This window comes from Rufibacter latericius, from assembly GCF_003721515.1.
Taxonomy (GTDB): Bacteria; Bacteroidota; Bacteroidia; order Cytophagales; family Hymenobacteraceae; genus Nibribacter; species Nibribacter latericius.
In genome coordinates this window covers 706,428-729,952 of sequence record NZ_RJJD01000008.1, presented here as the reverse complement: position 1 = coordinate 729,952, position 23,525 = coordinate 706,428, and the positions used below count along the sequence as shown (strand labels likewise).

The following is a 23,525-nucleotide window of genomic DNA, read 5'->3' as shown; positions in this document are numbered from 1 at the left end:
ATTGTAGCCCTGTTGTTACATAATTTTATACCAGTCGCTGCGCGATGAACTGAGCATCATGCCCAGCACCCAGCAGCAAGGCCGAACTTCGGCTCCGCTGCCAGGAGAGGCCCAGGTAAAACAAACCTTCCACCGGACTTACTCCCTGTTTATGGATTGGGTGACCGTTTTCCGCTAATGCGCCCTCAACCTGTAACCACCCGTACTCGGGCCGAAAGCCGGTAGCCCAGATGATGCTGTTGAAGGTGGCGCGGCTGCCATCCTTGAAAACCATTTCCTGTTCTTTAAGAGCAACAATCTCGGACCTGAGCAGCACTTCTCCCTTTTTGAGCAGTTTTTGGAAATCCTGCCCGTAAATGACATCGCTTTTCTGCAGAACCTTTTTACCTACCCTAGAAGAAGGAGAGGCATAAATGGCCCCTGTCTGAGTGGCCCACCAGAAGACACTTTGTCCGAGCATACGAAGGGCCGAGAACCTAGGCTTCCTCTTGACGGATACCTGTACTTCATGCGTCTGGGCCAGTTCCACCGCAATCTGAGCCCCGGAGTTACCGGCTCCCACCACCAGCACGTTGCCATTGGGTACTTGGGAGGGGTTTCGGTACTGCGAACTGTGCAGTTGGGTAATTTCCGGCGGAAGAGTCTTCGCAATGTCTGGGACAAAAGGCGTCTGGAACGGGCCGGTTGCTATTACCACTTGCCGGGCTTGACATACCTGGGTGGGCGTCTGGATCTGGAAAGTCCCATTGGCTTTACTCATGCTTACCACCGGCTGCTTTAACTTTACCGGAAGTTGGAATTGCGCGGCATACTGCTGCAGGTAAGAAGCGATTTCATCTTTGGTGGGGTAGTAGCCTTTAGGTAACAGCAAGGGCCAACCCGGCAAAGAGCAATATTCAGCGGGGGTGAAGAGGCGTAAGGAATCATACCGGGCTCGCCAGGAGTCGCCTACCTGGGCTGCAGCGTCCAGCAACAGGAAGTTTTTCCGTTGGAGGTGCAGGTAATAGCCCATCGCTAAGCCGGCTTGTCCCGCCCCAATGACGATGACGTCATAGCTGTTTCCTGATTCGGGGGAAAGTATAGGTTCACTTCTGGTTTGCATGGCTCTTCGTTAGTATAGAGAGGCAAATCTAGCAGGAGCTAGGGCGGGGCGGTTACACAATTCTGTAGAAGAAGTGCAGGATTTTAGGCGGGTTTGGTCCTGATAAAAAGGTCTCTAAAGCAAAAGCTCTCTTCACTACAACTGCAGCAAAGAGAGCTTTTAGGCATTTATTCTGAAATCAGGCTTAAATCACCTTTAAAGGATTATGGCGCTGAGGCATACAGCATTTCAGTTACGGCATCTGGTTTTGGGATGAGTTCCTGGCAGACTTCAATGCATCGTCGGCAGGCGGCGGCGCATTCCTGACAATGGTCGTGGGCGTGGCGTTCGCATTCTACCGCGCAGGCCTCGCAGATCTCCACGCACTGACGCAGCACCAGGCGGGCGTGCTCAGAACCCTTTGACAGAAACGAAGCCGCCAAGCTACAGTAATCGGCGCAGTCCAGGTCCAAGTGGATGCAGCGCGCCATTTTTTTGACTTCTTCTTCCTGCAGGCAGGCGGTGGCGCAGTGGTCGCAGGCCGCGATGCAGGCCAACAACGCATCAATGGCCGGTTTATACTCGGTACGCATAGGCTTGAGGTTTGGTCTCCTATTCTATACGCGATTGAAAAAATGGGGGTGCCGTTTTTTGCGTTGTTTCCTGAAAAGGGGCCAGAAACTGGTTCAATGATATACCCCGGCATCGGCGCAGGCGTGGCCTTCGGTTCCGCGTTCCACCTGCAGGGTCACGTGCGGAATATGGAAATGGTCGCGGAGGTCATTCCGGATCTCGGATAACTGGAAATCGGAAGAATCTTCTTCTACTACCAGATGGGCGGTGAGGGAATTCTCGGTGCTGCTCATGGCCCAGACGTGCAGGTCATGGACTTCGGTGACGCCGGGTACCTCCAGCAAGTACGCCCGAATAGCTGCCAAATCTACCCCGTGCGGAACGGCATCCAAAGTGAGGCGCAACGATTCTACCAGCAACCCCCAGGTACTCCAGACAATTACGGCCACAATCACCAGACTCATGACGGCATCTACCCAGAACCAATCAGTGTAATACATCACCACTCCGGCAACTACCACGCCCAGGCTCACCAGCGCATCGGCGGCCATGTGCAGGTAAGCCCCTTTCACGTTGATGTCATGGTCTTTGTCCCGGAAGAAGAGGAGAGCGGTGCCCGCGTTGATGAGAATACCCACGCCAGAGACCAGAGAAATAGCGGTTCCGTTGAGCGCCGGGGCGGTGCCCAGCCGTTCAATGGCTTCCCACCCGATGGCGCCCACGGCCAGCAACAGCAACACCGCATTGAGCAGAGAAACCAGGGTGGTGCTTTTCCCATACCCATAGGTAAACCGATCGGTGGGTTTGCGCTGGGAGATTTTGAGGGCGAAGAAAGCCAGCAGCAGGCTTATGACATCAGTGAAATTGTGGCCGGCATCGGTGAGCAGCGCGAGGGAATTGTACCACCATCCGGCTCCGGCTTCTACCATTACATACAACACGTTGAGACCGATGCCCAGCAGAAATGCCGTGTTCAGGTTGCCAGTGGCGGGTAAACTGGGGCCATGATGGTGGTGCGCATGTGCATGACCGTGAGCGTGGGAGTGTGCCATCAGGAGAGCAGGTTCATATAGGTATCATACGTGCCCATGAGAATCAGGGCTTCTGCTGCAAAGAAAAACAGAGGCAAGCCGGAGCGTGTTACAGATTACGGAACAAGAGTTACAGAATTTGGGGTGAGAATCAGGGGCTTTCCGTAGAAGGCCCTGGAATGAGATGTAAAAAGCAACAGCCGAAGACCTCCAGCTGTTGCTTCCTATTGGGGTAGTCAGCCCTTAGGCAGCCAAAGACCGGCAAGCCTCGGCGCAACGGCGGCAGGTAGCGGCGCATTCCTGGCAATGATCATGGTCGTGCTTAGAACATTCTGCCGCGCAGGCTTCGCAGACTTCAATACACTCGCGCAGCAGGTGTTTGCCATGTTTTGACCCTCGGGCCAATAAGGTATGGGTCAGGCGGCAGACATCGGCGCAGTCGCGGTCAGCCTCAATGCAGGGCACCATCATGTGCAGGTGCTCTTCGTGCAGGCAGGAAGAGGCGCAATGCTCGCAGGCTAGAATACAATCGTTGAGGGCATCTAATACGGGTCTGATTTGTGAATTGTGCATACGTTTTGAATTAGGTTTTACAAAATCGATTCACAAACACGCTCTATTTTCTTATTCAGCAGAAGGCTTTGTGCCTAAGCTTTAAATAAGTTCACAGTAGTCATACGCCCAGACCCGGCAGCGGTTCTTATAAAATTACCCGCCTAGAAAGGTGAAACCCCTGCCTACGCCAGGTTGTCTAGTGGCCGGCGCTCTACGGTAGGGTTCTTTTTGTAGTCGGTGACGGAGATGCCGGTAACTTTCTTGAATTGATTGGAAAGGTGCTGCACGCTGCTGTACTGCAGCCGAAAGGCAATTTCGCTCAAGGTCAGCTCGCCGTAGGAGATGAGTTCTTTCACACGCTCAATCTTCAGGCGGATGAGGTGTTTCTCAATGGTGGTGCCGGTGTGCTGGGAAAAGACTTTGCTCAGGTGTTGGTAAGACATGCCCAGTTTATCGGCGAGATACACCGAGGTGGTGATGGGCTGGTATTCTTCCTCCAGGTGGCGCTGGTATTCCAGTAGGGTGGTCTTGATGAGGTTGGTGAGTTGTTCTTCCTTTTCCTGCAACAGTTCAAACCCATGGGCCTGCAACGCCGCCGAGAGTGCCGAGGCATCTGGTTCTTCGTTGGCGGTCACCACCGCTTCGCCCAGTTTCACCTCCTGCACCGCCAGCCCTTGTTGGGTCAGGACCTCCGTGACGGTGGCAATGCACCGGGGGCACACCATGTTCTTAATATATACGTGATGTTCCATGCGCTTTAGGGACAAAGGGTAAAATGCTGGTTCGTTCCCGAATGTAGGGATATAACAAAGAAAATACAGGGGTAGTGCCTTTGTCCTCTTTCTTCAGTCTAAACTATCGGCTCAAACCTCAGGAATCAGAACTATCCCATTTTGGTTCTCTGGCCTTTGCTTTAGAGATAGGGCGCTTGGGGGCAGCCGATGCTTTTTTAGGAGCTTTAGGGGCTTTTCCGGAAAGCCGCAGGAAAACCCAGTTCACCCCAGGCACAATGACAAAGGCCGTACCCGCCATCAGGAGAAATATAACCAGGAATGCGTTGAACAGCCGTGAGATGAAGTCGCTGGTGAGCCCGAAGGCGTACAGCAGCAGGGCCATAGCTAGCAGCATGCTAATGAGCGCAGCAATGAGCAGGTCGCGGCGCCAGTCTCGCTGGAAGGGATGTCTTTTGACAACTTTTGCCATGTTACGCTTGAGCGGCTTTCGCCCATTTAGGAATCAGGTGCAGCAACTCGGCCTGCAGGGCCTGACCATTGTTTTCCTCTGAGTGCCCCAACGATTTCTTAATGAATTCCAGAAGGGGCAGGTCTTTTTTCTTCAGATCCAGGACGTACTCCTGCAGCACGAGCGGCCTGGGCCCCCAGGAGCCTAGCGGCTGAAGCGTATCGGGAGCAAGGGCAATCAGCTTGGGAATGCTTTTGCCGCCGTGGGTGAGGTATGCGTCCATGACGGCGGGTTGCTCCGTGCGCAGGATGGTTCTAAACGTGATATTGTCCGATTTTTCGGTCAGCGCTGCCAACACCGGCAGGTGTACCGCCGCATCGCCGCACCAGCCCTCGGTGAGTACCAGCCACAACTGTGGCTGCGGTAAGTCCTGGATCAACTTCACCAGTTCTGGCAGCAGCGGGGTTTTGTAGGTGCGTTCCATAATGGCCAGGTTGTCTTGGGTGAGCTGCGCCAAAAAAGCAGACTGCTCTAAACCCGTGGTCTTTCCCTGGGCCACCGCCTCATGTACCAACGCCAGATATCCCTCAAAGGAAAGACTTTGGGCTACTACTTCGGGGGTAATCACCTTCTCGCTCTGTGATGCTTCCATACACGTTTTGTTAAAGTCTGGCAAGGCAGACGGTTTCGCGAAGATACGGGAATGCCGGCGGCTTGCCCAAACAAAGCGTTAACCGGGTTAAAAACAAAAGACCCGGGGCGTTTCCCGGGTCTTTTGCTGAAATCAGAGCTAAAACGCCCGCTTTTTCTTCGCTTACAGGTAAGCCAAGTACTTATTCTTTCTCGTTGCCCAAGCCTTCTTTGTCTTTGTGGCCTTTGAGGGTACTCGCGTTAGGCTGATTGTTCCGGAACTCCTTGTCCGATGAATCTGAGCCCCGGGTGTCTGACGGGTTGGCGTGTGAACCCTGTGGGGAATGCTGTTCGGGATCGAATTTGCCTTTTTTCGCGCCGCCGCCGTGTCCTTCTCTGGACGGAACGTTGGTGCCTCGGGTATTATCGGCGCCGCCGGCCACGGGTCCGTCCTGGAACTTAGGATCGTTGGTGCCCTGGTCGCGGTTGTGGTTGTGCTCGTTGTTGGGTTGGCCGCTCACGCCCGCCCCAGTATCCATGCCTCCTTGGTCATTGTTGCTGGATTTCTGGTTTCCGCTGCCCGGCGTATCGTGGTTAGACCGGGTTTCCGGGGTTCCCTCGTAAGGTGGGTTGTTGTTGTGCCGATTGCTGTTGTTGAGCTGGTCATCCTGGCTGTTGATGTCTCTCCAGCTTCTATCCTGGTCAGGTCTATGTTGCTTTGGGCTATTCTCGCCTTTTCCTTTGGTCATAGCGCTTTCTCCTTAGTTGGGGTGAAACTTATACAAATAGGTACGCCAGCATTCGCCAGCTCCTTCCTGTTGTACGGAGAGAGGGCAAGATAAGGTTAGCCCGATTGATTCTTAAAGCAAATAATGCCGGAAAGCCGCAGGTAGGTTAACTCAACCGTGATGAAGCGCGTACTATCCTCAGAGCGGGCCTCACGCATAAGCTAACCCGTAATGCTCATCTATTGAACCAGATCTATGAAAAAGAGAACGATGTCCATAAAACGTATTTCCGGCTCTTTGCTGTTAGGGGCCGCCTTACTGCTAGGCACCACCGCCTGCAGCACCGGTACCAGCGAGGGCCAGGTGAACGTAGAGGAAAGTGACTTCAAAGACAAAAGTCCTACTGAAAGAAACCCCGAGGGGCTCTCAGACGAAACCCAGGACCCCGTGAATACCAACGCCACCGACTCTACCAACCAGGCAATCTACGACCAGCAGGAAGATAAACTGCGGGAACGGAACTCAGATGTCAGTAACCAGGGAGTAGGCGGCGCGGCCGAGCGGAAGAAAGACAGAGACAATAATTAAAATTAAGTTTAATTTTCCTTTAGGAAAGCCTGCCTTGAAGAAGGCGGGCTTTCCTGTTTTCAGGCCTATTTGGTCAAAACGGCTCTTAAACTAGCGGAAGCTAAACCCGTTGGGTACGCCCTGTACCTGGAAAGAATCTACCACCGCGCCGTTGGTCTTATACCTGATCACCCACCCGGTCTTGCCATCTGGAGCAGTTCTGGAGACATATAACAATCCATCTGTAGGGTCTTGCCCCAGGCTTTGGAATGGCCTACGGATGATTGGTGCGGTTGGCAGGGCTATGGCTGCTGTTTCCATCACGTAGACCCCGCCGTTGAGGAAGTACAACCGGTTACGGCTGGTGCTCAAGGCCAGGTTCTTCGGCTGGAAAGTGGTTCCCGGAAATTCAAAGACTCTTTGTTGCGCCCTTAGGTTATTGGTAGTAATCCGGATGAGTTTGCCTTTGGTGCGGTTGGCTGGGGTTGTGGCATCGGGGCGACCGCCGCAGAGAACCCACAGGAATCCGGCTCCGTCTACCACCATGCTGTTGGGGTTATCCCCCACGGTGATGGTGGTGTCAATGGCTAAGGTGGCCGGGTTGATGACATGAATCCTGTTGGTGTTGTTGGCCACGTACAGCCGGGTGCCGCCCATCGCCATTACTCCTGGTCTTTTGTCAGTTTTGAGGGTATCTGTGATCTCGAGCGTGCGTAGGTTCACTTCCAGTACCCTCCCGGAATCGGCTTGCGCGGTTACCCAGTCCGTGACGAAGCCTGTGGTGCTGTTCATGGCCACAAACCACTGCGGAACCTGCAACCCTTGGATTACGCCTGCCGCGGTAAAGGTGCGCGAGGTAAGGACTTCTATTTTTTTGTTACCGGTGAGCAGGTACGTTTTGTCAAACGCACTGGCCATCTGTAGGGTGTTTCCTTCCAGAGATCGGCCGTTTACCTTATTGAAAAGATCTGGTTCAACGGTGCCGGTGGCTCGGTCATAATAACTGACACTGCCATTTGGTTCTCCTGCCGTACTTTCATTGGAGACCAATACCCCCGCCTCATACATGGGAAGCACCACTTTTTCCTCCTCTTTGCAAGATGTAGTAAACAAGAGAAAAGTACTTAAAAGCCCCATCAGGACTTGATTGCGGAGGAACAAACGTTTCATGTCACTAAGGTATGAAATTAGCCGAAATTGCAGGTGGTCAGGAGGGGAGCAGGACCGGAAGCTTGGTCTGCGCTTTGGTAAAACCAGAAGCAAAAACAGCAAAAAGGCAGCCTCAGATAGAGGCTGCCTTTTTGCTGTTTTCATTGCAGTTTCAGGAAAATGACGCTAAAAAGGGGTTATCTGAAGGAGAACCCATTAGGTAGAACCCTTACTTGAAAAGAATCAATGACGGTGCCGGTGGGTTGATATCGTACTGCCCAACCATTGGTCGTATAACCGCCTGCGCCCAGGTATATGGTATTGGTTTCCGGGTCAACGCCCAGGCCGTACGCACTCCGGTTGATAAGAGCCGCTGTTGGGGCAGAGGTTGCCGCCGTAGACATAGAATAAACTTTGCCACTGTATGAGTAATAAAGCGTGTTTTTGGCACCGTTGAGAGTTAACTGCCCAGCACCACTGGTTCCCTCCGGAAAGTTGTAGGTGGTAAGGGAATTGTTGTTGGCCGGATCTATTTTGATCAAAGCCCCCGGCGAGGAGTAACCGCCTCTCAGGACCCAGATTTTATTGTTAGCATCCAGCACCAGGTGTTGCGGGGCTTCGCCTACGGTAATGGTAGATTCCACTACATCGGTAGTGGTGTTGATAACTGAAATGGTGTTATCGCCGCCATTGGCCACGTACAATTTGCCGTTGTAGAGGAGCAAGCCTTCAGGAAGAAAGCCCACAGTGATGGTCTTGGTTACCGTGTTGGTGGATAGGTTCAGGACAGAAACCCGTCCGGCTCCTTCGTACCCTACATACTCGGTCACGTACGCTTTGTCAGATGAAAGGGCCGCAATGTACCTAGGAATCTCAAGTCCGTTGATGACACCTTTCGAGACAAATGTATTTGCATCTACCACTTCAATCTTTTTGCTGTTATTCACGGCTATGTAGGCTCTATCCCCGATAAAAGTCATGGATTGGGCCGCATCTCCTAAGGGGCGGTCGTTCACCTCTTTGAACAACTCTGGGATCAAGGTTTTGCTGTCTTTGGAAAGAAAGCTTACCTCAGCATTGGTATGCCTGAACTGTCCTTCGTTGGTGATAAATACGCCGTGTTCATAGGCTCCTTTTGGTTCATTGTCGTCTGAGTTGTCGCAGGAAGAGGTCACTACGCTACTGCTGGCCAACACTACGTAAAGTAGGTACTTCTTAAAAGTATTGATTTTCATAGAGGTAATTGGTGAATGGAAAAAATGAGAAATTAAGGTTTAGCCGCCCATTTAAATGAAACGGATATTCTGAAGTGACGCGGCGGCATGGCCAGGTACGCCATGGTTTGGTACACGGTGTTGGTCAGGTTCTGTACCTGCGCCATAAGTTGTGTTTCAAAGCGGGGCCAGGTGAAAGTTTTACCCAAACTGGCATTTACCAAGGCATAAGGCTCCAGCCAATTGTTGTTGTCATTATCGGTGAAGCGTTGGCCGGTGAATGTAGCATCTGAGGAGAGCCACCAGCTACCGTAGCGGGCTTCAACCCAGGAGGCTACTTTGTGTTTGGGAACGTAGAACAGTTGCCGGTCCTGTAATTGTGCTTGGGCATCGGGGAGTTTCTGTTGGGAGATGGTGTAGGCGTAGGCAGCTCCTCCAGAAAAAGACCATCGGTCATCAAGGGTAAATTGCCACCGGCTGTCCAGTTCAACGCCATTTCCGCTAACGGTTTGTAGGTTGACGGGCTCAGAGTAACCTCCGGTAGCGGAGGGTTGCCACTGAATCCAGTCGTTCACGCGTAGGGCATAGCCGGTGATTTCTGTAGTACCGCTTAAACGGCTTTTCTTGTACTGGTGCCTTAAACCGCCTTCATAGCCCCAGCCGCTTTCGGGTTTTAGGGCCGGATTTCCGCCCGGACGCCAAAAACGGTCGTTCAGGGTAGGCACCCGGTAGCTGCGGGAGAGGTTGGCTTTGGCGGAGAGCGTATTTCCGGCTTGGTCCAGGAATGTAAAATTAGCGCCCAGGGTAGGAGTAAGCGGCGGATTAAAACCCTGTACCCACGCCTGCCGCAGGTTCAGGCTTAGCTGCAATGCCGACAGGGGATCATACCGAAGCCATCCGTAGGTGGAGAGCCTCCGTTCATCTACTTTGCCGCCATATCCGCCCACATTGGCTTTGAATAACTGGCCCTCAGCCCCTACTTGTAGCAGCAGATTGGGCAATAAGGCGCGTTCGTGCTCCACCTGGCTCTGGTAGGTATCCACGGAAGAAAGGGAAAGCACCCCATCGTCTTTGTAATTAAGCACGTCATGGAAATAGGCCGCTCTTACGGTGGTGGTGCCTCGGGCAATCTGACCCTGCCACTCACCCATAAGGCGTAGGTTTTCATCGTCCTGCTCAGCGTGGGTGTTGGCGCTGCCCATGGGCGCTTGGATTTGGCGATGTGTTTTCACGTACCAGCCGCGCACCGATAGGCGCTGCGCCGGACTCAGTTTGTAATGCACCTCCTGCGCCAGGCTGGTTTGAGCGAAAGCGGCGTTCTGCTGCGTCTCCCACGGTGACCCGAAGGCAGTGGTATTCAAAAACCGGAAATCATTGTCTGACGCCGTGCGGGTAAACGAAGAAGAAAGGGATAATCTTCCGTTGGAGACTGTCCCGTTGGCGGCTGTGCGCCGGTGCCCGAAACTGCCCACTTCCTGCTGTACCCGTACCCATTGCTGCGGATGGAATGAAACGGGATTCTCCAGCAAAAGAGCTCCGCCCACGGCCCCGGTGCCGTGCAAGGCTCCGCTAGGCCCGTGCTGTACGCTTACCTGGGTGTTGCCTGAAGGTGGTAGCAAAGCGAAATCAGACATGCCCAAGGTGGGCAAGGCAATGTTAAACCCATTCCAGACCACGGCCGTGTGGCTAGACGATGTTCCCCTGAACGCTACCGTGGCCGTCATGCCGTTGCCATAGCTTTTAAGATACAAGGGGCTTCGTTGTTGCAGGAGATCGGCTAGGGTGGTGCCAGGGTTGCGTTGCAGGAGCAGGGTGTCTACCGTTTGCACCCGCGAACCAGCGGCATACCGGGTGTAGCGGTGAGCGGCTACCGTAACTGGCGCCAGTTGCACCGTGTCTTGTAGCTGGGCATAGCTGGTCTGCGGGGCCAAAAGCTCCCAACTTACCGCAATCCACGCAAACAGAAAAAGACGACGTACCATATCCTCGGCTACACAAGCAGAGGAGACTACCCAGGAAGAAATAAACGAAAACGCCGGCCCACGGCGGAGCCACCATCCTTGCTGCTTTTTTCCCGAAAGCCTCCAGGTGAATGTTAGATGTTGGCAGGTCTCCTGGCTCTCTTCTTCTGCCCGGCCTTCCCATCTGGCAAAGCAGACAGTGGCGTGCGGTGGGCAGAAACGTGTAGAAGATAACAGTTGCGGGAACAGCTCAGGTTTTGCACCTGATTCCCTTTTAAGACATCATCGGTAGAAGACCGAGGCTGTCACCAAAATCAGGGCAAAGGTACACCAAGTTTGGAAAGGGCGCTATACACGGTCAGAAAATTTACAAACGGCTGGCTAAATGCGGGGAAAACAGATTTTAAAATTTTCCAGAGTCAGCATATTTCCTCTGTTTCAGCGTTGTTTTTACAGAAACGGGCCCAAAACAGAAGTGCCTGACAGATGGAGCCGCGACGAGAGTGTAACTTTTTACCCTGCCTGTAGTTTTTAGCACTGTATTTGCCGTAGGCTTGTCGTCTTAAATTCCCCTAATCACCTACATGAAACAACTCCTAATTGCCAGCATCCTGTGCCTTGGCTTTCTTTTCCAGAGTCAGGCCCAGACCGTCTCCAAGATCAACTACGATGCCATCAAGACGGCAGTGACTTCCTCTAAGTCCAAGATGTACTATCCTACCTTGTTAAAGCGCTACCACGCCAACGACCCCAAACTGACGGTAGACGAATACAAGCACCTCTACTATGGCTGGACCATGCAGAAAGGCTACAACCCCTATAAGCCCAACGACCAGTCCGATGCCCTCAACGAGATGCTGCTGTACGAGCGGTTCCCTGAGATCATTACCACCGGCAAGAAACTCCTGGCCACTGATCCCTTCAACCTGGATGTGATGTACCTCATGCACATGGCCTACGGCGAGTTGAATAAGAAGGCGGAAAGCCAGATGTGGTTGACCAAGTTTGAAGGGCTTATGGCCGCCATCAAGGCCAGCGGCAACGGCCGAAGCAAAGAAACCGCGGTGGTCCTGAATGCGCCCCGTGATGAGTACATGTTCCTGACAGTAGTAGGGCTTCGGCAGAAAGGCCGTCCGCAGTTGGTGGAAAACAAATACGATTTGGTGAACCTGCAAACCCCGAACAAACTCAACCTGACCGAGCTTTATTTTAACATCCAGAAGGCAGTAGAGAAAAAACGATAACTACTTTTTGCCTCAACTTCATAACAGGGGCGGTCACCTAGATTTTTGGGTTGGCGGCCCCTGTTCTTTTTGCGTTCTTGCCGTTCAAAGTAAAAACTGCCCTATGAAAAACATGCTTTCTGCGGCTCTGATGAGTGCGGTACTTCTGGCGTCCTGCCAAACAAACGGAGAGAAACCAGCCAATGCCACTTCCTCCGATGAGGAAAACAAACAGACCGCTGTAGCTCTCTGCGAGTTCTCCACCACAGATTCAGCCACCGCCGCTACTCGGTTAAAGGGCAAATGGGAGTTGCGCGGTCTCCAGACCAATTACATGGGTGCCCAGGAAGATGAGTTTCTCACCGGAGAGCAGGTAGGCGATTCCAAAACCCTCACTTTTTTTGAGAACGGCGAATACGAGGAACACGTGAACGGCCAGCTTCGGGGAGAACGGCAGGCTTTTAAAATTGTAGGGCAGAGCCTGCCGCCGGTAGGGTACCAATTCTGGTTTTGCGGCGAGAATACCCTGGTCATCAACAACGTTATCGCCGACGGCGCCACCGAAGTCTTCATCCGTCAGTAACCTTCATCCATGCGCCTCCAGCAGAAACTCTCTTCGGATTTCTACACCCGCCCGGACGTAGTCACCATCGCTCGCGACTTAATTGGCAAGTACTTCTTTTCTAGTTTTGACGGCGTGCTTACCGGCGGCATGGTAGTAGAGACCGAGGCCTATTCCGGGACTTCCGATGCCGCTTGCCACGCCCATTTGGGCCGGCGCACCAAACGCACCCAGATCATGTATGAACAGGGCGGCGTGGCCTACGTGTACCTTATTTACGGCATCTATTCGCTTTTCAACATTGTGACCAACGCAGAGGGCACTGCTGATGCCGTTCTCATCCGGGCTATCGAGCCAATAGAAGGGATAGAGGAAATGCGGCTGAGAAGGGGACTAGCCAAAGTAGAGCCTCGGCTGACCGCCGGACCTGGTTTGGTCACGCAGGCGCTAGGCATTTCTACCCAACACAACGGTACCCAACTTTCAGGAAGTGAGATCTGGTTTGAAGACCGAGGCATGCTCGTGCCAGAGGATCAGATCATTGCTGGTCCTCGGGTAGGTGTGGCGTACGCCGGAGCCGATGCCCTGCTGCCCTGGCGGTTCTCTTTGAAAGGTAGTCGCTGGGTGAGCAAAGCCAACCCGAAATATCCACAGTAGTCTAATTCCCTACCTTCTTGCAAAGGAGAAGAATAGGCTTGTTGTGCAGGTCAGTAGTGGCGAAAAGATAATCATCGCCGCCTTCTTTCAGCTTTACTTTCTCCCGCAGTTGCGCCACCGTAAGCGGATAATTCCGGACGGTAATATTGGCTTTCTTTTGGGGCAGGAGTTGCTGCAACTCTTTTGCATTGGCCTTCGGTTTTCCGGTGATTTCAAAAATCCGGCCCGGAAACGATGGTTCCAACTCGTCTGATGTGTAAAGGTGGCTGTTGCGGTGCAGTTTGTTCAATCGGTAATGCTCAGAAAGCCAGCGAAAGGCCCCGGCTTTCAGCAAGGCCGTGTTGGGTTCATACAGGTAGCGTTGCGGCTCAGAATAGGTGGCTTGGGCGGTTTCCTCCTGGTTTTTGGTAAAGCTTATCGGGTGGGCTTCTTTGCTGGGCGTGAGGTTGACGCAGGTCAATTGAAGCGGTTCTGTCACCTGGGGTTTAAGGAGATACAGCACTTCTTTGCATTCATTCTGCACTGCCACTACCCACACGTGGGCTACCCTGCCCAGTTCTTGCAAGGCGAGGTCAATGTCCAGCATGGGGGCCGTTTTCAGGAGCACGGCTTTGCTTTTCTGGAATAACAAGGGCAGGAGCCCCAACACATCCGGGGTGCAGTCTTGCAGCAGATGCACTCGCTCTTGGCTATGCCCCCGGCGGGCAGGGTCTAGGTAAAGAACGTCTACCGGGGAGTCCATGCCTTGGAGATATTCTTCGGCAGAAATGGCAAGGCTTTGGATGTTTTCGGCCCCAAGCAATTCGAAATTATAGCTGGCAACCTCCTGCAGTTCCTGGTTCTGCTCCAAATGCACTACCTGATTGAAGCTCTTCGCAAAGTAAAAGCTGTCTACCCCAAATCCCCCGGTTAAATCCACCAGGGTCCGGCCTTGCACCAAGGTTGCCTTGAACGCGGCCGTTTCTTCTGACGAACTCTGCTCCACGGATAGCGTCACCGGGAAAATGGCCTCCGGGTGTCTTGCCCATGTAGGAAGCTTTTGCTGGGCCTTTTGCCGGGCCTTAATCTGCTGTACCAATTCAGGTACTGGCAAGGGGGCAAAGCGTTTTGCCTGCAACATCAATTGGGCGGTGTCTTGCAGTTGGTGGTCCAGAATAAACTTTTGCTCTTCAGGGTTGAAAATGCGCATAAAACAGGTTGGGCGTGGAGGCGCAAAGATACGCAAATTGGAGAGGGGCGAGGTGGATATGATTTGTTTAATAAATATTGTATAAAGATTAAACAAACTGCTGCCAGTCTGGTTCTTTCTGTACCTGAGTTTAGTTTTTACCTTAAGTTTTTACAGCTATGAAGAATTGGATGAAACTCGCTCTATTTGCCGCCTTGCCTGTTTTATCGCTCACCAGTTGTGACGATGATGACGACGCTGCGGAGATGTTGACAGATGAGGCTAGGGTACTGGTGGTGCATGCCTCGCCTAACGCCCCCGGAGTAGACTTGTATGTAGATGGCACCAAAGCAAACACTGCGGCCCTGAATTACCCAGACAATACAGGTTACTTAACCCTGGCCTCAGGTTCCAGGAACGTGAAAGTGACCGCTGCCGGAGCTGGGGTGGGTAGCCCGGTCATAGATGCCAATGTCACCCTGGAGAAGGACAAAAATTACACTGTCTTTGCCGCCGGTCCGCTCAGTGGCATCACGCCGGTTGTGTTGGTAGATGACCTGACAGCTCCGGCCAGCGGACGGGCCCACATACGGTTTGTGCACCTGTCGCCAGATGCACCCAACGTGGATGTGGTGGTGCAGGGAGGAAACAACCTTTTTTCAGACATCGAATTCAAAGAAGGTTCTGCGTTTACGCCCGTGAATGCCGGTAGCTATACAGTGGAGGTGCAGCCGGTAGGTACCGATATAGCCGCCGTGACCGCCACCCTGAACCTGCAAGCCGGTAAAATTTACACGGTGTACGCCCGAGGGTTCCTGAATCCTCCAGCCGGGAACACGAATACCCTAGGGGCTGGCGTCATTATGAACAATTAACCCAATAGCTAAGTTAGAGCTTGCCGGGTCACCTTTTGTCTAAAAAGGTGACCCGGCATTTAAAGGCAGGTTCAGGATGGCGGTAAGCCAAAAAATTGAGGATAATAAACTTATTGCGTACCTTTGTGTTTCTTCTGTAAAAACTTGAACTACAATGGTAGAAACGTATTTGCCTTACAAAGTAAAAGATATTTCCCTTGCTGAGTGGGGAAGAAAAGAAATTAAACTGGCCGAAGCCGAGATGCCAGGTTTGATGGCCATCCGTGAGGAGTACGGCGCAAGCCAGCCTTTGGCGGGTGCCCGAATTGCGGGTTGCTTGCACATGACCATTCAAACGGCTGTGTTGATTGAAACCTTGACTGCCCTTGGCGCTGAGGTGACCTGGTCTTCCTGCAACATCTTCTCTACCCAAGACCACGCTGCCGCAGCTATTGCCGCCGCCGGTATTCCGGTTTACGCCTGGAAAGGCATGAACGCCGAGGAGTTTGACTGGTGCATTGAGCAGACTTTGTTCTTCGGTGAGGATCGTCAGCCATTGAACATGATCCTGGACGATGGTGGTGACCTGACCAACATGGTGTTTGACAAATACCCAGAGTTAGCCGCTGGCATCAAAGGTTTGTCTGAAGAGACTACCACTGGTGTTCACCGTCTGTACGAGCGTATGAAAAACGGCACTCTGTTGATGCCCGCTATCAACGTGAACGACTCTGTGACCAAATCTAAATTCGATAACAAATACGGCTGTAAAGAATCACTGGTAGACTCCATCAGAAGAGCTACTGACGTGATGATGGCCGGTAAAGTAGCTGTGGTTGCCGGTTACGGTGACGTAGGGAAAGGTTCTGCCGCCTCGTTGCGTGGTGCCGGTGCCCGCGTGATTGTAACTGAGATTGACCCCATCTGTGCGCTGCAAGCCGCAATGGACGGTTTCGCCGTCCGTAAAATGGAGAATGCCATTCCTGAGGCTGACATTGTAGTAACCGCTACTGGTAACTTCAACATCATCAGAAGTGAGCACTTCCTAGCCATGAAGGACAAAGCCATTGTCTGCAACATCGGTCACTTTGACAATGAGATTGACATGGCCTGGTTGAATGAGAACTACGGTCATACTAAAGACACCGTGAAACCGCAGGTGGACCTGTACACCCTGGAAGGCAAAGACATCATCATCTTAGCTGAAGGTCGTTTGGTGAACCTGGGTTGCGCCACTGGTCACCCATCTTTCGTGATGTCAAACTCTTTCTCTAACCAGACTTTGGCCCAGATTGAGCTTTGGACCAACGCTGAGGCGTACGAGAACAAAGTGTACACCCTGCCTAAGCACTTGGATGAGAAAGTAGCCCGTCTGCACTTAGCCAAAATTGGTGTTGAGCTGGAAGAACTTTCTCCTGAGCAAGCTGCCTACATTGGTGTGGAAGTAGAAGGGCCTTTCAAACCGGAGTACTACCGCTACTAAGCATATCTGTTTCCGGCCTGTTTTCCGGAAATGAACATAAAAACGCCCGGCTTCTTTACAGAGGTCGGGCGTTTTTATGTTCATTTCCTTCACTCTGTCATCGTTTCAGGATGACAGAGTGAAGGAAAGCCTGTGCGGTCTTCCTTATAAGCGATAGAAGGTCTGGATATTAAGTAGGCTACGCTTGAAGATATTTGTTGATGCCGTTCTCACACCACTGTGCTTTCTGTGCAATGGCATCGGACAGGATCTTGTCGTTTTCTGACAGAGAGGTGCGGGCGTTCTCAGGGTGGTACAGGTGATAGCCCACCCCTCCGAAGGGCAGGTTGCGGCGTTCTATCCCGGAGTTCAGCATCCGAATGGCAAACTCGCTGTCTTCGCGGCCCCAGCCTTGAATGTTCTCGTTGAAACCGTTGATGCGCAGGACATCGGCGCGCCAGAAAGCCATGTTGCAGCCTCTGATAGCTTTGATGTCGGGGCGCTTCTTGGAGCCGAGCTTTGCCAGCGTTTCTGAGGAAACGGCATTAAAACGGTTGATGATGCCAGAGGTGAAAGGCGTGATGTGCCATTGCTTGCTTTGGAGAATCTGTGTGGTGAGTTCTGGCTGCAGCAGCACGCGCTTTCCTTGGATGAAGGTGTTGGCTCGGGCAATGCGTTTGTGGCTTTTCACGAAGTCTGGGTGCAGGACCATATCGCCATCAATGGAGAGAATGTATTCTCCCGTAGCCATGGCCATGGCTTTGTTCCGGATAGCGGCCAGCCGGAAACCGATGTCTTCGTGCCAGCAGTGGCGGAGCAGTACGGGAAAGTTTTGCTGAAAACGGTCAATAATCGCCTTGGTCTCGGGGCGGGAGCCGTCATCGGCAATGATCACTTCGCCTGGCAGTTCATTTTGTAAGGCAACGCTTTTCAGGACTACCTCTAGGGCCTCGGGCCAGTTGTAGGTGGAGATGATGAGGCTGGTGGTCATGGAGCGGTTGGCCTCGTGTAGTTTCATGTATTTGTAGAAAGCGCCGTTGGCATTGCAGGCCGAGATCAGGAAACCTTCAAAGCCGTACATGAAACCGCGTTTCAGGAAATAATTGCGGATAAACGTCCAGCCGGCTTTGTAAGACGCTTTGAAGGCCGAGGATTTCTTCTTGAACCGGTTCTCCTGCGCAAAGAGGGTCGTGTACTGGTTAAGTTTCTGTAACAGTTCGGTGGTGTTTTTGAAGGAGTAGTGGTTCAGGATGCCGGGTAGGGTTTCCACTGAAATCCCATCGGTCATGATGCCTTCGTGCACCTCACGATCCGTGAACCGAGTGGTTTTTCGGTTGAAGAGCCGCAGCACGTAATCATTTTCCCAACCACAGGCATTGATTAGCCGTTTCCCATAGTAATTGTGACGCAAGAACCTGTAAGCTTTGCCGTTATCCAAGGGATATGTCAAAATGCTTTGCACCAGTTCCGGCGTGAGCACCTCATCGCTGTCAATAGAGAGAATCCAGTCATGGGTGGCGTGTGAGGCGGCCAGGTTCTTGAGCGGACCAAACCCAATGAAGGGTGAATGGAAAACCCGCACGTTGGAAAACTGGCTAGCAATGGCTACAGTGGCATCGGTGGAGCCGTTGTCCAGCAGGATCACCTCCGGAAACAGCGCCAGCGACCGGAGGCATTGCGGCAGTAGTTCCTGGCTGTTCTTGGCGAGAATGGTAACAGAGATACGTTGAGACATGGGGCGCAGAAACAAAAAAGAAGGAAGATAAGGGCTGCAAAAGTACCTTTCAGCGGAGGAATGTAAACATCTGCCTGAATATTCGTATGTACCTATGTATATTTAATGTCTATATTTGCGTATAGGTATTTTTATCCCCAAGTGTAAAAGTACAAAATCAAGACCAATGAGCGAACAGAGAGCGAATTCAATGACGAAAGAGGAGAAAGACGCCCGGTTTGAGGCGGAGCTGATGCCGGTTATCTCGCCTCTCTACAACTTCGCGTACCGCCTAACCCTAGACGAAGACGACGCCAACGACCTGGTTCAGGAGACCTATCTCAAGGCGTATCGCTTTTTCGATTATTTCGAACCCGGAACTAATGCCAAAGCGTGGCTGTTCCGCATCCTGAAGAACTCGTTCATCAACGACTTCCGGAAGAAGAGCAAACAGCCCGCCAAAGTAGACTACTCTGAGGTGGAAGGTTACTACAATTCAGAGGACGTGGATGCGGAGGGAGACAGCTCAGGCGGTACCACCGACCTGCGCATGGAGAGCGTGCAGGATCTGATTGGCGATGAGGTGGCAGGTGCCTTGAACTCGTTGCCGGTAGATTTCAGGACGGTGATCATTCTCTGTGACTTGGAAGGATTTACCTATGAGGAAATGGCCAAAATCTTGGATATTCCTATTGGAACAGTACGGAGCCGCTTACACCGGGCCCGCCACTTCCTCAAAGAGAAGTTAGAGCAATACGCAAAGTCAATGGGTTATAATAGCTAAAGGAATTAAAATGATGGGGACTACTACAATGACAGAAGATTTGATGGGGCCAAATGCCTCTGATGAGAGCCATGAATCGGATTGTGAGAAGGTACAAGGTGTTTTTGAGAAATGGCTGGAAGGCGTAGCCACCAGTGATGATGAAGCTTTTCTGGCAGAACGCGCCGACGAGTGCTCTCCCTGCTTTGAAAGCGTAGACAAGCAACGGTTGTTTGTGCAGTTCCTGAACGCGACGCTTCGCCGCCCAGGCATGCCGGCTACGTTGGCAGACACCATCAAATCAAGAATCCACCAAACTGCTTAGTATTAAGCCTCCTAACCCCGGATGCAAGGTAAAATCATTATTTTTTCGGCCCCTTCCGGAGCCGGTAAAACCACAATTGTCCGTCATTTAGTAAACGTTCTCCCAGAACTAAGTTTTTCTATCTCCGCCTGCACCCGCGATCGCCGGGGCCGCAGTGAAATCAACGGCAAAGATTATTATTTCATCACCCCAGAGGAGTTCCGCGAGAAAATAGGGCAGGACGAGTTTGTGGAGTGGGAAGAAGTGTACGAAGGGGCTTTCTACGGCACCCTTAAATCTGAAATTGAGCGCATTTGGTCTGAAGGCAAACACGCCATCCTGGACGTTGACGTCAAAGGCGGCCTAAGCGTGAAGAATTTCTACAAAGACCGTGCATTGTCTGTGTTCGTGAAACCACCTTCCATAGAAGAGCTCTCTAAACGGTTGGTGGCCCGCAATACAGATTCTGCTTCCAGTATTTCCAGCCGCGTGTTCAAAGCGAAATTCGAGCTGAGCTTTGAAGACCAGTTCGATGTAGTCATCGTGAACGAGAACCTGGAGGAGGCGTTCGCCAAAGCCGAGAAGCTGGTGCGGGACTTTATCTATCCTCAGGAACCTATCGTTTAGTTATGCGGGTAGGGCTGCTGTTTGGGTCATTCAACCCCATTCATATCGGGCACCTGATTCTGGCCAACTACATGGCCACTAACACTACCCTGGACACGGTCTGGTTGGTGGTGAGTCCGCAGAATCCGTTTAAGCCCAGCAGTAGTCTGTTGCATGAGTTTGACCGGCTGCACATGGTGCGCCTGGCCATCGCTGACAACGCTGATCTTGGTGTCACTGACATTGAGTTCCGGATGCCCCGACCCAGCTACACCATAGACACGCTTACGTACCTCAAGGAGAAGTATCCTAAGTATCAGTTCGTGCTCATCATGGGCGAAGACAACCTGGCTACGTTGCCTAAGTGGAAAAACTACGAGCAGATCCTGGAGCAGCATGAAGTATTAGTATATCCTCGGTCTGAAAGCGGCAAAGTGCCGGCTTCATTAAAGGAACATGCAAAGGTCACGTTGGTGCCAGCTCCGCTGCTAGACATCTCGGCCACCTTCATCCGGAAATGCCTGAAGGAAGGCAAATCTACCCGATATCTGCTTTCTGAGCTCGTCACCGAATACATCAATGCCAAGAAGCTGTACCTGACGTAAAATCGAGCTGGCTAAAGCTGAAGGTTTGCCAGTGAGGCCGGGGTTTTGGGGCTACTTTATGCAAAGTAGCCCCAAAACCCCGGCCTCGCTTTTTTCTTACACGACCCGATGGTATCTGATTTTTTTCTCGATAGAAAAAATAATTTTCGATCGCTCTTTCAAGATCACTTCTCCCTTTCTGAGCTTTTGCTTTGCCGTTGAGGGAGGTAAGAATTTAGAACTAGCTACTTACTTCTGGCTATTTTTTGCAGTGTGGAAAAATGAATAAAACCTTCTGTTTTAAACTTCGTTTAGAATAAGTTAGCTTCATAAGCAGGTTGAAATAATCCTATAATTTACCGTATAAATACTTGGTTACCTCACATCCCAGATGTAATTTGCTATCCTTCCCAGACAGACACTGGAGGAGCTCTTGACAATGAGTAACGAACAAATATTCAAAGACACTTTCATATCCATCGAATACAATCAGGAGCAAAACTACCTTCTCGCCAATTGGACGGGCTTTCAGACAAAGCAGTCGGTGCAGGAGGGGTGCGAGCGGATACTAGACTCCATGGGGCAATTCAACTGCTACAAGGTCCTTAACGATAATACCAATGTGCAGGGCATCTGGTCCAGCGCAGCAGAGTGGGTTGGCGCCGATTGGTTTCCCCGGATGCGGCAGGCTGGCATGGTTTCCTTCGCTTGGGTGTATTCGCCCAGTATGTTCAGCCGGTTGTCAACAGATAAATCGCTGCGCTTTACCTATGACACCACCGGTATAGAATTGTTTGATCAGGTAGAGGACGCCGCGCAGTGGCTGGCTTCTTTTCCCGCATAGATTCAATCCAGCATATAAAAGGGAAGGCCCCGCACCAATAAGTGCGGGGCCTTCCCTTTTATGCGGATTTTTCTAAAACTAGGCGTAAAATGCAAAGGTGTTAGATGGTCATGATTTCAGCTTCTTTCTTGGAGAGCAACTCATCCAGGCGCACGATGTACGAATCGGTAAGTTTCTGAACCTTGGCTTCGGCGTCTTTCACGGCATCTTCTGAAGTGCCTTCTTTCTGCAGTTTACGCAGGGATTCGTTCACGTCTTTGCGGATGTTGCGCACTCTAATCTTGCCGCTCTCGGTTTCGTTTTTGGCTTGCTTTACCAAATCCCGACGACGCTCCTCAGTTAGAGCCGGGATGTTCAACCGGATGCCGTCTGCCTCTGTGTTAGGGTTCAGGCCCAGGTCACTGTTTTTGATGGCTTTGCCAATTTCCGCGATCATGTTCTTCTCCCAAGGCTTGATCATAAGCGTGCGGGCGTCTGGGGTCATGACGTTGGCTACCTGCGAGATGGGGGTTGGCGTGCCGTAGTAGTCTACGCGCAGGTCTTCCACCATGGCCGGAGAGGCTTTGCCGGCTCTGATTTTGGTTAATTCTACACTTGTGTGCTGCACCGATTTCTGCATCGATTCCTCGGCTTCGCTTAAATAAAAGTTAATTTCTTCGGTCATTGGGTTTTCTGATTTAGAAAGATGACTAAACGGTACCACCGTAGCAAACGCCAAAGGGCGGTACAAATTTCTGATTTAATTCTGTAAAATCCACTGCCGGGGCAGAAGACCTTTATCTTACATAGAAACCAGGGTTCCTACTCTTTCGCCTTTGATGAGTTTGGCCAGGTTACCCTTTTTGTTGATGTCAAACACCACAATAGGCAAATTGTTTTCCTTGCACAAAGTAAACGCAGTCATGTCCATTACGTTCAGGCCTTTTTCGAAAACCTCCTCAAACGTGATGTCATCGTATTTCACCGCTGAGTTGTCTTTCTCTGGGTCGGCGGTGTAGATGCCGTCTACGCGGGTACCTTTCAGCACCACATCGGCCTCAATCTCAATGGCCCGGAGGCTGGCGGCGGAGTCGGTGGTGAAGTAGGGGTTTCCGGTACCGGCCCCAAAGATCACCACGCGGCCTTTCTCCAGGTGGCGCATGGCCCGGCGGCGGATGTACGGCTCGCACACCTGCTGGATGTTGATGCCCGATAACAGACGGGTGAAGATGCCGGCTTTCTCCAGCGCGCTCTGCAGCGCCATGCTGTTGATCACAGTGGCCAGCATTCCCATGTAATCGCCCTGCACACGGTCCAATCCTACAGACTCGGCCTGCACGCCCCTGAAAATGTTTCCTCCGCCAATTACTACGGCAACCTCAGCGCCAAGGTCTACGGCAGATTTGATTTCTTCGGCGTATTGCACCAGCATGTTGGTATCAATGCCATACTGCTGATCGCCCATCAAGGACTCACCGCTGAGCTTCAATAGAATTCTTTTGAATCGCATGCTACTTATTAGATATTGAAAGTTAAAGACGTATGTATTGACACGTTTTGGGCCTGTCTTTCACAAAACAGGCCCAAAACGGAATTCTCTTTAAAACACCACCAGGATTTGGTTCTTCTCTACGTTCTGCCGTAAGTTTACCTTGACTGCGCTCACTACGCCATCGCCGGGAGACTTGATGATGTTCTCCATCTTCATGGCTTCCAGGATAAGGATTGGGTCGCCTTTTTTCACTTCCTGACCCGGCTCTACCTTAATGTCGATGATCAGGCCCGGCATAGGCGCTTTGATATCATTGACCTTGTGCGCCAGCGCCTGGCCCATGCCTAAGCTCTCTAGAAGGAGGTCCATGCGGTCCTGCACCTGCAGGGTATGCACCTGGCCGTTGATCTTGATCTTGAAGGTTTTGGTCTCAGGCTCGGTTTCCAAGAGCTCGGCGGTGTAGGAGCGGCCGTCTTTTAAGATATGGAAAGAAGTTGGGCTGAGGGGAAGCAAATCCCAGGTAAACGGAGCATCGTTGAGAAGAATCTGGTTTTTCTCCAGAACTACTTGCCAGGTGGCAGTAGCCGATTTTACCTGTAGCATGTTTGCAGGGTTAAAAGACAGTAAGTACCGTATGAGTGA

The 23,525-nt window shown here is 51.9% G+C and carries 28 protein-coding genes and 1 riboswitch; of the genes, 12 read left to right on the top strand and 16 right to left on the bottom strand.

All coding sequences use genetic code 11. The features are described from left to right. Positions 1-25 precede the first annotated feature (25 nt). The 8 genes from EFB08_RS15145 to EFB08_RS23795 all read right to left on the bottom strand — a co-directional run bounded on the left by EFB08_RS15145 (position 26) and on the right by EFB08_RS23795 (position 5,801). A complete protein-coding gene (locus tag EFB08_RS15145; protein WP_123127769.1) occupies positions 26-1,102 on the bottom strand; it encodes a flavin-containing monooxygenase in 1,077 nt (358 codons plus the stop codon). Positions 1,103-1,305: 203 nt separating this feature from the next. Continuing rightward, the gene (locus EFB08_RS15140) at positions 1,306-1,674 is read right to left on the bottom strand and encodes a four-helix bundle copper-binding protein (RefSeq protein WP_123127768.1); all 369 of its coding nucleotides are present in this window, start codon (positions 1,672-1,674) and stop codon (positions 1,306-1,308) included. Between the two features lie 93 nt (positions 1,675-1,767). Continuing rightward, positions 1,768-2,706: a cation diffusion facilitator family transporter gene (locus tag EFB08_RS15135; RefSeq protein WP_193553974.1), complete on the bottom strand. Its 939-nt coding sequence runs from the start codon at positions 2,704-2,706 to the stop codon at positions 1,768-1,770. Between the two features lie 222 nt (positions 2,707-2,928). Next, a complete protein-coding gene (locus EFB08_RS15130; RefSeq protein WP_123127766.1) occupies positions 2,929-3,258 on the bottom strand; it encodes a four-helix bundle copper-binding protein in 330 nt (109 codons plus the stop codon). 164 nt (positions 3,259-3,422) lie between these two features. Beyond that, entirely contained in the window at positions 3,423-3,992 is a 570-nt protein-coding gene (locus tag EFB08_RS15125) for a helix-turn-helix domain-containing protein (RefSeq protein ID WP_123127765.1), read from the bottom strand. 118 nt (positions 3,993-4,110) lie between these two features. Further along, positions 4,111-4,443, bottom strand: a complete 333-nt coding sequence (locus EFB08_RS15120) for a hypothetical protein (protein WP_123127764.1) — start codon at positions 4,441-4,443, stop codon at positions 4,111-4,113. Position 4,444: 1 nt separating this feature from the next. After that, on the bottom strand, positions 4,445-5,074 hold the full coding sequence (locus tag EFB08_RS15115) for a thioredoxin family protein (RefSeq protein ID WP_123127763.1): 630 nt from the start codon (positions 5,072-5,074) through the stop codon (positions 4,445-4,447). A 181-nt stretch (positions 5,075-5,255) separates the two neighbouring features. After that, entirely contained in the window at positions 5,256-5,801 is a 546-nt protein-coding gene (locus EFB08_RS23795; RefSeq protein WP_227006348.1) for a hypothetical protein, read from the bottom strand. 234 nt (positions 5,802-6,035) lie between these two features. Here EFB08_RS23795 and EFB08_RS15105 point away from each other — a divergent pair, with 234 nt between their 5' ends. Beyond that, on the top strand, positions 6,036-6,368 hold the full coding sequence (locus EFB08_RS15105; RefSeq protein WP_125077748.1) for a hypothetical protein: 333 nt from the start codon (positions 6,036-6,038) through the stop codon (positions 6,366-6,368). Between the two features lie 90 nt (positions 6,369-6,458). Here EFB08_RS15105 and EFB08_RS15100 read toward each other — a convergent pair whose 3' ends face one another. Then, positions 6,459-7,517 (bottom strand): DUF5074 domain-containing protein, encoded by a 1,059-nt coding sequence (locus EFB08_RS15100; protein WP_125077747.1) that lies wholly within the window; start codon positions 7,515-7,517, stop codon positions 6,459-6,461. A gap of 11 nt (positions 7,518-7,528) precedes the next feature. On the opposite strand from EFB08_RS15100, the gene EFB08_RS23545 reads away from it, so the two are divergent. Beyond that, a complete protein-coding gene (locus EFB08_RS23545) occupies positions 7,529-7,720 on the top strand; it encodes a hypothetical protein (protein WP_123127760.1) in 192 nt (63 codons plus the stop codon). On the opposite strand, the gene EFB08_RS15090 is transcribed toward EFB08_RS23545, so the two are convergent. Next, complete coding sequence (locus EFB08_RS15090) at positions 7,694-8,731, bottom strand: YncE family protein (RefSeq protein WP_123127759.1); 1,038 nt, start codon at positions 8,729-8,731, stop codon at positions 7,694-7,696. The two genes, EFB08_RS23545 and EFB08_RS15090, sit on opposite strands and share 27 nt — an antisense overlap. A 32-nt stretch (positions 8,732-8,763) precedes the next feature. Continuing rightward, complete coding sequence (locus tag EFB08_RS15085; protein ID WP_123127758.1) at positions 8,764-10,692, bottom strand: TonB-dependent receptor; 1,929 nt, start codon at positions 10,690-10,692, stop codon at positions 8,764-8,766. Positions 10,693-10,797: 105 nt separating this feature from the next. Continuing rightward, a riboswitch (cobalamin riboswitch) is annotated at positions 10,798-10,999 on the bottom strand. 256 nt (positions 11,000-11,255) lie between these two features. On the opposite strand from EFB08_RS15085, the gene EFB08_RS15080 reads away from it, so the two are divergent. From EFB08_RS15080 to EFB08_RS15070, 3 genes are all read left to right on the top strand, one after another. Beyond that, positions 11,256-11,915 carry a DUF4919 domain-containing protein gene (locus EFB08_RS15080; protein WP_123127757.1) on the top strand — a complete coding sequence of 220 codons (660 nt, stop codon included), beginning with the start codon at positions 11,256-11,258 and terminating at the stop codon, positions 11,913-11,915. 103 nt (positions 11,916-12,018) lie between these two features. After that, positions 12,019-12,477 carry a hypothetical protein gene (locus EFB08_RS15075; protein WP_123127756.1) on the top strand — a complete coding sequence of 153 codons (459 nt, stop codon included), beginning with the start codon at positions 12,019-12,021 and terminating at the stop codon, positions 12,475-12,477. A gap of 9 nt (positions 12,478-12,486) precedes the next feature. Beyond that, complete coding sequence (locus EFB08_RS15070) at positions 12,487-13,113, top strand: DNA-3-methyladenine glycosylase (RefSeq protein WP_123127755.1); 627 nt, start codon at positions 12,487-12,489, stop codon at positions 13,111-13,113. Position 13,114: 1 nt separating this feature from the next. Here EFB08_RS15070 and EFB08_RS15065 read toward each other — a convergent pair whose 3' ends face one another. Beyond that, positions 13,115-14,302, bottom strand: a complete 1,188-nt coding sequence (locus tag EFB08_RS15065; protein ID WP_123127754.1) for a THUMP-like domain-containing protein — start codon at positions 14,300-14,302, stop codon at positions 13,115-13,117. Positions 14,303-14,472: 170 nt separating this feature from the next. Here EFB08_RS15065 and EFB08_RS15060 point away from each other — a divergent pair, with 170 nt between their 5' ends. Then, positions 14,473-15,156: a DUF4397 domain-containing protein gene (locus tag EFB08_RS15060; protein ID WP_227006347.1), complete on the top strand. Its 684-nt coding sequence runs from the start codon at positions 14,473-14,475 to the stop codon at positions 15,154-15,156. A gap of 154 nt (positions 15,157-15,310) precedes the next feature. Continuing rightward, entirely contained in the window at positions 15,311-16,618 is a 1,308-nt protein-coding gene (gene ahcY, locus EFB08_RS15055) for an adenosylhomocysteinase (protein ID WP_123127752.1), read from the top strand. Between the two features lie 178 nt (positions 16,619-16,796). Here the strand turns inward: ahcY and EFB08_RS15050 are convergent, their stop codons facing one another. Beyond that, a complete protein-coding gene (locus EFB08_RS15050) occupies positions 16,797-18,332 on the bottom strand; it encodes a glycosyltransferase family 2 protein (protein WP_123127975.1) in 1,536 nt (511 codons plus the stop codon). 166 nt (positions 18,333-18,498) lie between these two features. Between EFB08_RS15050 and EFB08_RS15045 the strand changes: the two genes are divergently transcribed. From EFB08_RS15045 to EFB08_RS15020, 5 genes are all read left to right on the top strand, one after another. Further along, entirely contained in the window at positions 18,499-19,095 is a 597-nt protein-coding gene (locus EFB08_RS15045) for a sigma-70 family RNA polymerase sigma factor (RefSeq protein WP_123127751.1), read from the top strand. Positions 19,096-19,108: 13 nt separating this feature from the next. Further along, positions 19,109-19,399: a hypothetical protein gene (locus tag EFB08_RS15040; RefSeq protein WP_165864915.1), complete on the top strand. Its 291-nt coding sequence runs from the start codon at positions 19,109-19,111 to the stop codon at positions 19,397-19,399. A gap of 21 nt (positions 19,400-19,420) precedes the next feature. Next, positions 19,421-20,005 carry a guanylate kinase gene (gene gmk / locus EFB08_RS15035; protein WP_123127749.1) on the top strand — a complete coding sequence of 195 codons (585 nt, stop codon included), beginning with the start codon at positions 19,421-19,423 and terminating at the stop codon, positions 20,003-20,005. Between the two features lie 2 nt (positions 20,006-20,007). Further along, positions 20,008-20,589, top strand: a complete 582-nt coding sequence (gene nadD, locus EFB08_RS15030; protein WP_123127748.1) for a nicotinate (nicotinamide) nucleotide adenylyltransferase — start codon at positions 20,008-20,010, stop codon at positions 20,587-20,589. Between the two features lie 418 nt (positions 20,590-21,007). Beyond that, positions 21,008-21,412 carry a hypothetical protein gene (locus EFB08_RS15020; protein ID WP_123127746.1) on the top strand — a complete coding sequence of 135 codons (405 nt, stop codon included), beginning with the start codon at positions 21,008-21,010 and terminating at the stop codon, positions 21,410-21,412. Positions 21,413-21,512: 100 nt separating this feature from the next. Here the strand turns inward: EFB08_RS15020 and frr are convergent, their stop codons facing one another. From frr to EFB08_RS15005, 3 genes are all read right to left on the bottom strand, one after another. After that, positions 21,513-22,076 carry a ribosome recycling factor gene (gene frr, locus EFB08_RS15015; RefSeq protein ID WP_123127745.1) on the bottom strand — a complete coding sequence of 188 codons (564 nt, stop codon included), beginning with the start codon at positions 22,074-22,076 and terminating at the stop codon, positions 21,513-21,515. Between the two features lie 117 nt (positions 22,077-22,193). Beyond that, the gene (gene pyrH / locus EFB08_RS15010; RefSeq protein ID WP_123127744.1) at positions 22,194-22,901 is read right to left on the bottom strand and encodes a UMP kinase; all 708 of its coding nucleotides are present in this window, start codon (positions 22,899-22,901) and stop codon (positions 22,194-22,196) included. Positions 22,902-22,991: 90 nt separating this feature from the next. Next, positions 22,992-23,486 carry an acetyl-CoA carboxylase biotin carboxyl carrier protein subunit gene (locus EFB08_RS15005; protein ID WP_123127743.1) on the bottom strand — a complete coding sequence of 165 codons (495 nt, stop codon included), beginning with the start codon at positions 23,484-23,486 and terminating at the stop codon, positions 22,992-22,994. Positions 23,487-23,525: the final 39 nt, after the last annotated feature.

Excerpts from the sequence above, each read along its gene's own strand:
- EFB08_RS15145 (WP_123127769.1), bottom strand. The coding sequence starts at position 1,102 with ATGCAAACCAGAAGTGAACCTATACTTTCCCCCGAATCAGGAAACAGC.
- EFB08_RS15140 (WP_123127768.1), bottom strand. The coding sequence starts at position 1,674 with ATGCGTACCGAGTATAAACCGGCCATTGATGCGTTGTTGGCCTGCATC.
- EFB08_RS15135 (WP_193553974.1), bottom strand. The coding sequence starts at position 2,706 with ATGGCACACTCCCACGCTCACGGTCATGCACATGCGCACCACCATCAT.
- EFB08_RS15130 (WP_123127766.1), bottom strand. The coding sequence starts at position 3,258 with ATGCACAATTCACAAATCAGACCCGTATTAGATGCCCTCAACGATTGT.
- EFB08_RS15125 (WP_123127765.1), bottom strand. The coding sequence starts at position 3,992 with ATGGAACATCACGTATATATTAAGAACATGGTGTGCCCCCGGTGCATT.
- EFB08_RS15120 (WP_123127764.1), bottom strand. The coding sequence starts at position 4,443 with ATGGCAAAAGTTGTCAAAAGACATCCCTTCCAGCGAGACTGGCGCCGC.
- EFB08_RS15115 (WP_123127763.1), bottom strand. The coding sequence starts at position 5,074 with ATGGAAGCATCACAGAGCGAGAAGGTGATTACCCCCGAAGTAGTAGCC.
- EFB08_RS23795 (WP_227006348.1), bottom strand. The coding sequence starts at position 5,801 with ATGACCAAAGGAAAAGGCGAGAATAGCCCAAAGCAACATAGACCTGAC.
- EFB08_RS15105 (WP_125077748.1), top strand. The coding sequence starts at position 6,036 with ATGAAAAAGAGAACGATGTCCATAAAACGTATTTCCGGCTCTTTGCTG.
- EFB08_RS15100 (WP_125077747.1), bottom strand. The coding sequence starts at position 7,517 with ATGAAACGTTTGTTCCTCCGCAATCAAGTCCTGATGGGGCTTTTAAGT.
- EFB08_RS23545 (WP_123127760.1), top strand. The coding sequence starts at position 7,529 with ATGAAATTAGCCGAAATTGCAGGTGGTCAGGAGGGGAGCAGGACCGGA.
- EFB08_RS15090 (WP_123127759.1), bottom strand. The coding sequence starts at position 8,731 with ATGAAAATCAATACTTTTAAGAAGTACCTACTTTACGTAGTGTTGGCC.
- EFB08_RS15085 (WP_123127758.1), bottom strand. The coding sequence starts at position 10,692 with ATGGTACGTCGTCTTTTTCTGTTTGCGTGGATTGCGGTAAGTTGGGAG.
- EFB08_RS15080 (WP_123127757.1), top strand. The coding sequence starts at position 11,256 with ATGAAACAACTCCTAATTGCCAGCATCCTGTGCCTTGGCTTTCTTTTC.
- EFB08_RS15075 (WP_123127756.1), top strand. The coding sequence starts at position 12,019 with ATGAAAAACATGCTTTCTGCGGCTCTGATGAGTGCGGTACTTCTGGCG.
- EFB08_RS15070 (WP_123127755.1), top strand. The coding sequence starts at position 12,487 with ATGCGCCTCCAGCAGAAACTCTCTTCGGATTTCTACACCCGCCCGGAC.
- EFB08_RS15065 (WP_123127754.1), bottom strand. The coding sequence starts at position 14,302 with ATGCGCATTTTCAACCCTGAAGAGCAAAAGTTTATTCTGGACCACCAA.
- EFB08_RS15060 (WP_227006347.1), top strand. The coding sequence starts at position 14,473 with ATGAAACTCGCTCTATTTGCCGCCTTGCCTGTTTTATCGCTCACCAGT.
- ahcY (WP_123127752.1), top strand. The coding sequence starts at position 15,311 with ATGGTAGAAACGTATTTGCCTTACAAAGTAAAAGATATTTCCCTTGCT.
- EFB08_RS15050 (WP_123127975.1), bottom strand. The coding sequence starts at position 18,332 with ATGTCTCAACGTATCTCTGTTACCATTCTCGCCAAGAACAGCCAGGAA.
- EFB08_RS15045 (WP_123127751.1), top strand. The coding sequence starts at position 18,499 with ATGAGCGAACAGAGAGCGAATTCAATGACGAAAGAGGAGAAAGACGCC.
- EFB08_RS15040 (WP_165864915.1), top strand. The coding sequence starts at position 19,109 with ATGGGGACTACTACAATGACAGAAGATTTGATGGGGCCAAATGCCTCT.
- gmk (WP_123127749.1), top strand. The coding sequence starts at position 19,421 with ATGCAAGGTAAAATCATTATTTTTTCGGCCCCTTCCGGAGCCGGTAAA.
- nadD (WP_123127748.1), top strand. The coding sequence starts at position 20,008 with ATGCGGGTAGGGCTGCTGTTTGGGTCATTCAACCCCATTCATATCGGG.
- EFB08_RS15020 (WP_123127746.1), top strand. The coding sequence starts at position 21,008 with ATGAGTAACGAACAAATATTCAAAGACACTTTCATATCCATCGAATAC.
- frr (WP_123127745.1), bottom strand. The coding sequence starts at position 22,076 with ATGACCGAAGAAATTAACTTTTATTTAAGCGAAGCCGAGGAATCGATG.
- pyrH (WP_123127744.1), bottom strand. The coding sequence starts at position 22,901 with ATGCGATTCAAAAGAATTCTATTGAAGCTCAGCGGTGAGTCCTTGATG.
- EFB08_RS15005 (WP_123127743.1), bottom strand. The coding sequence starts at position 23,486 with ATGCTACAGGTAAAATCGGCTACTGCCACCTGGCAAGTAGTTCTGGAG.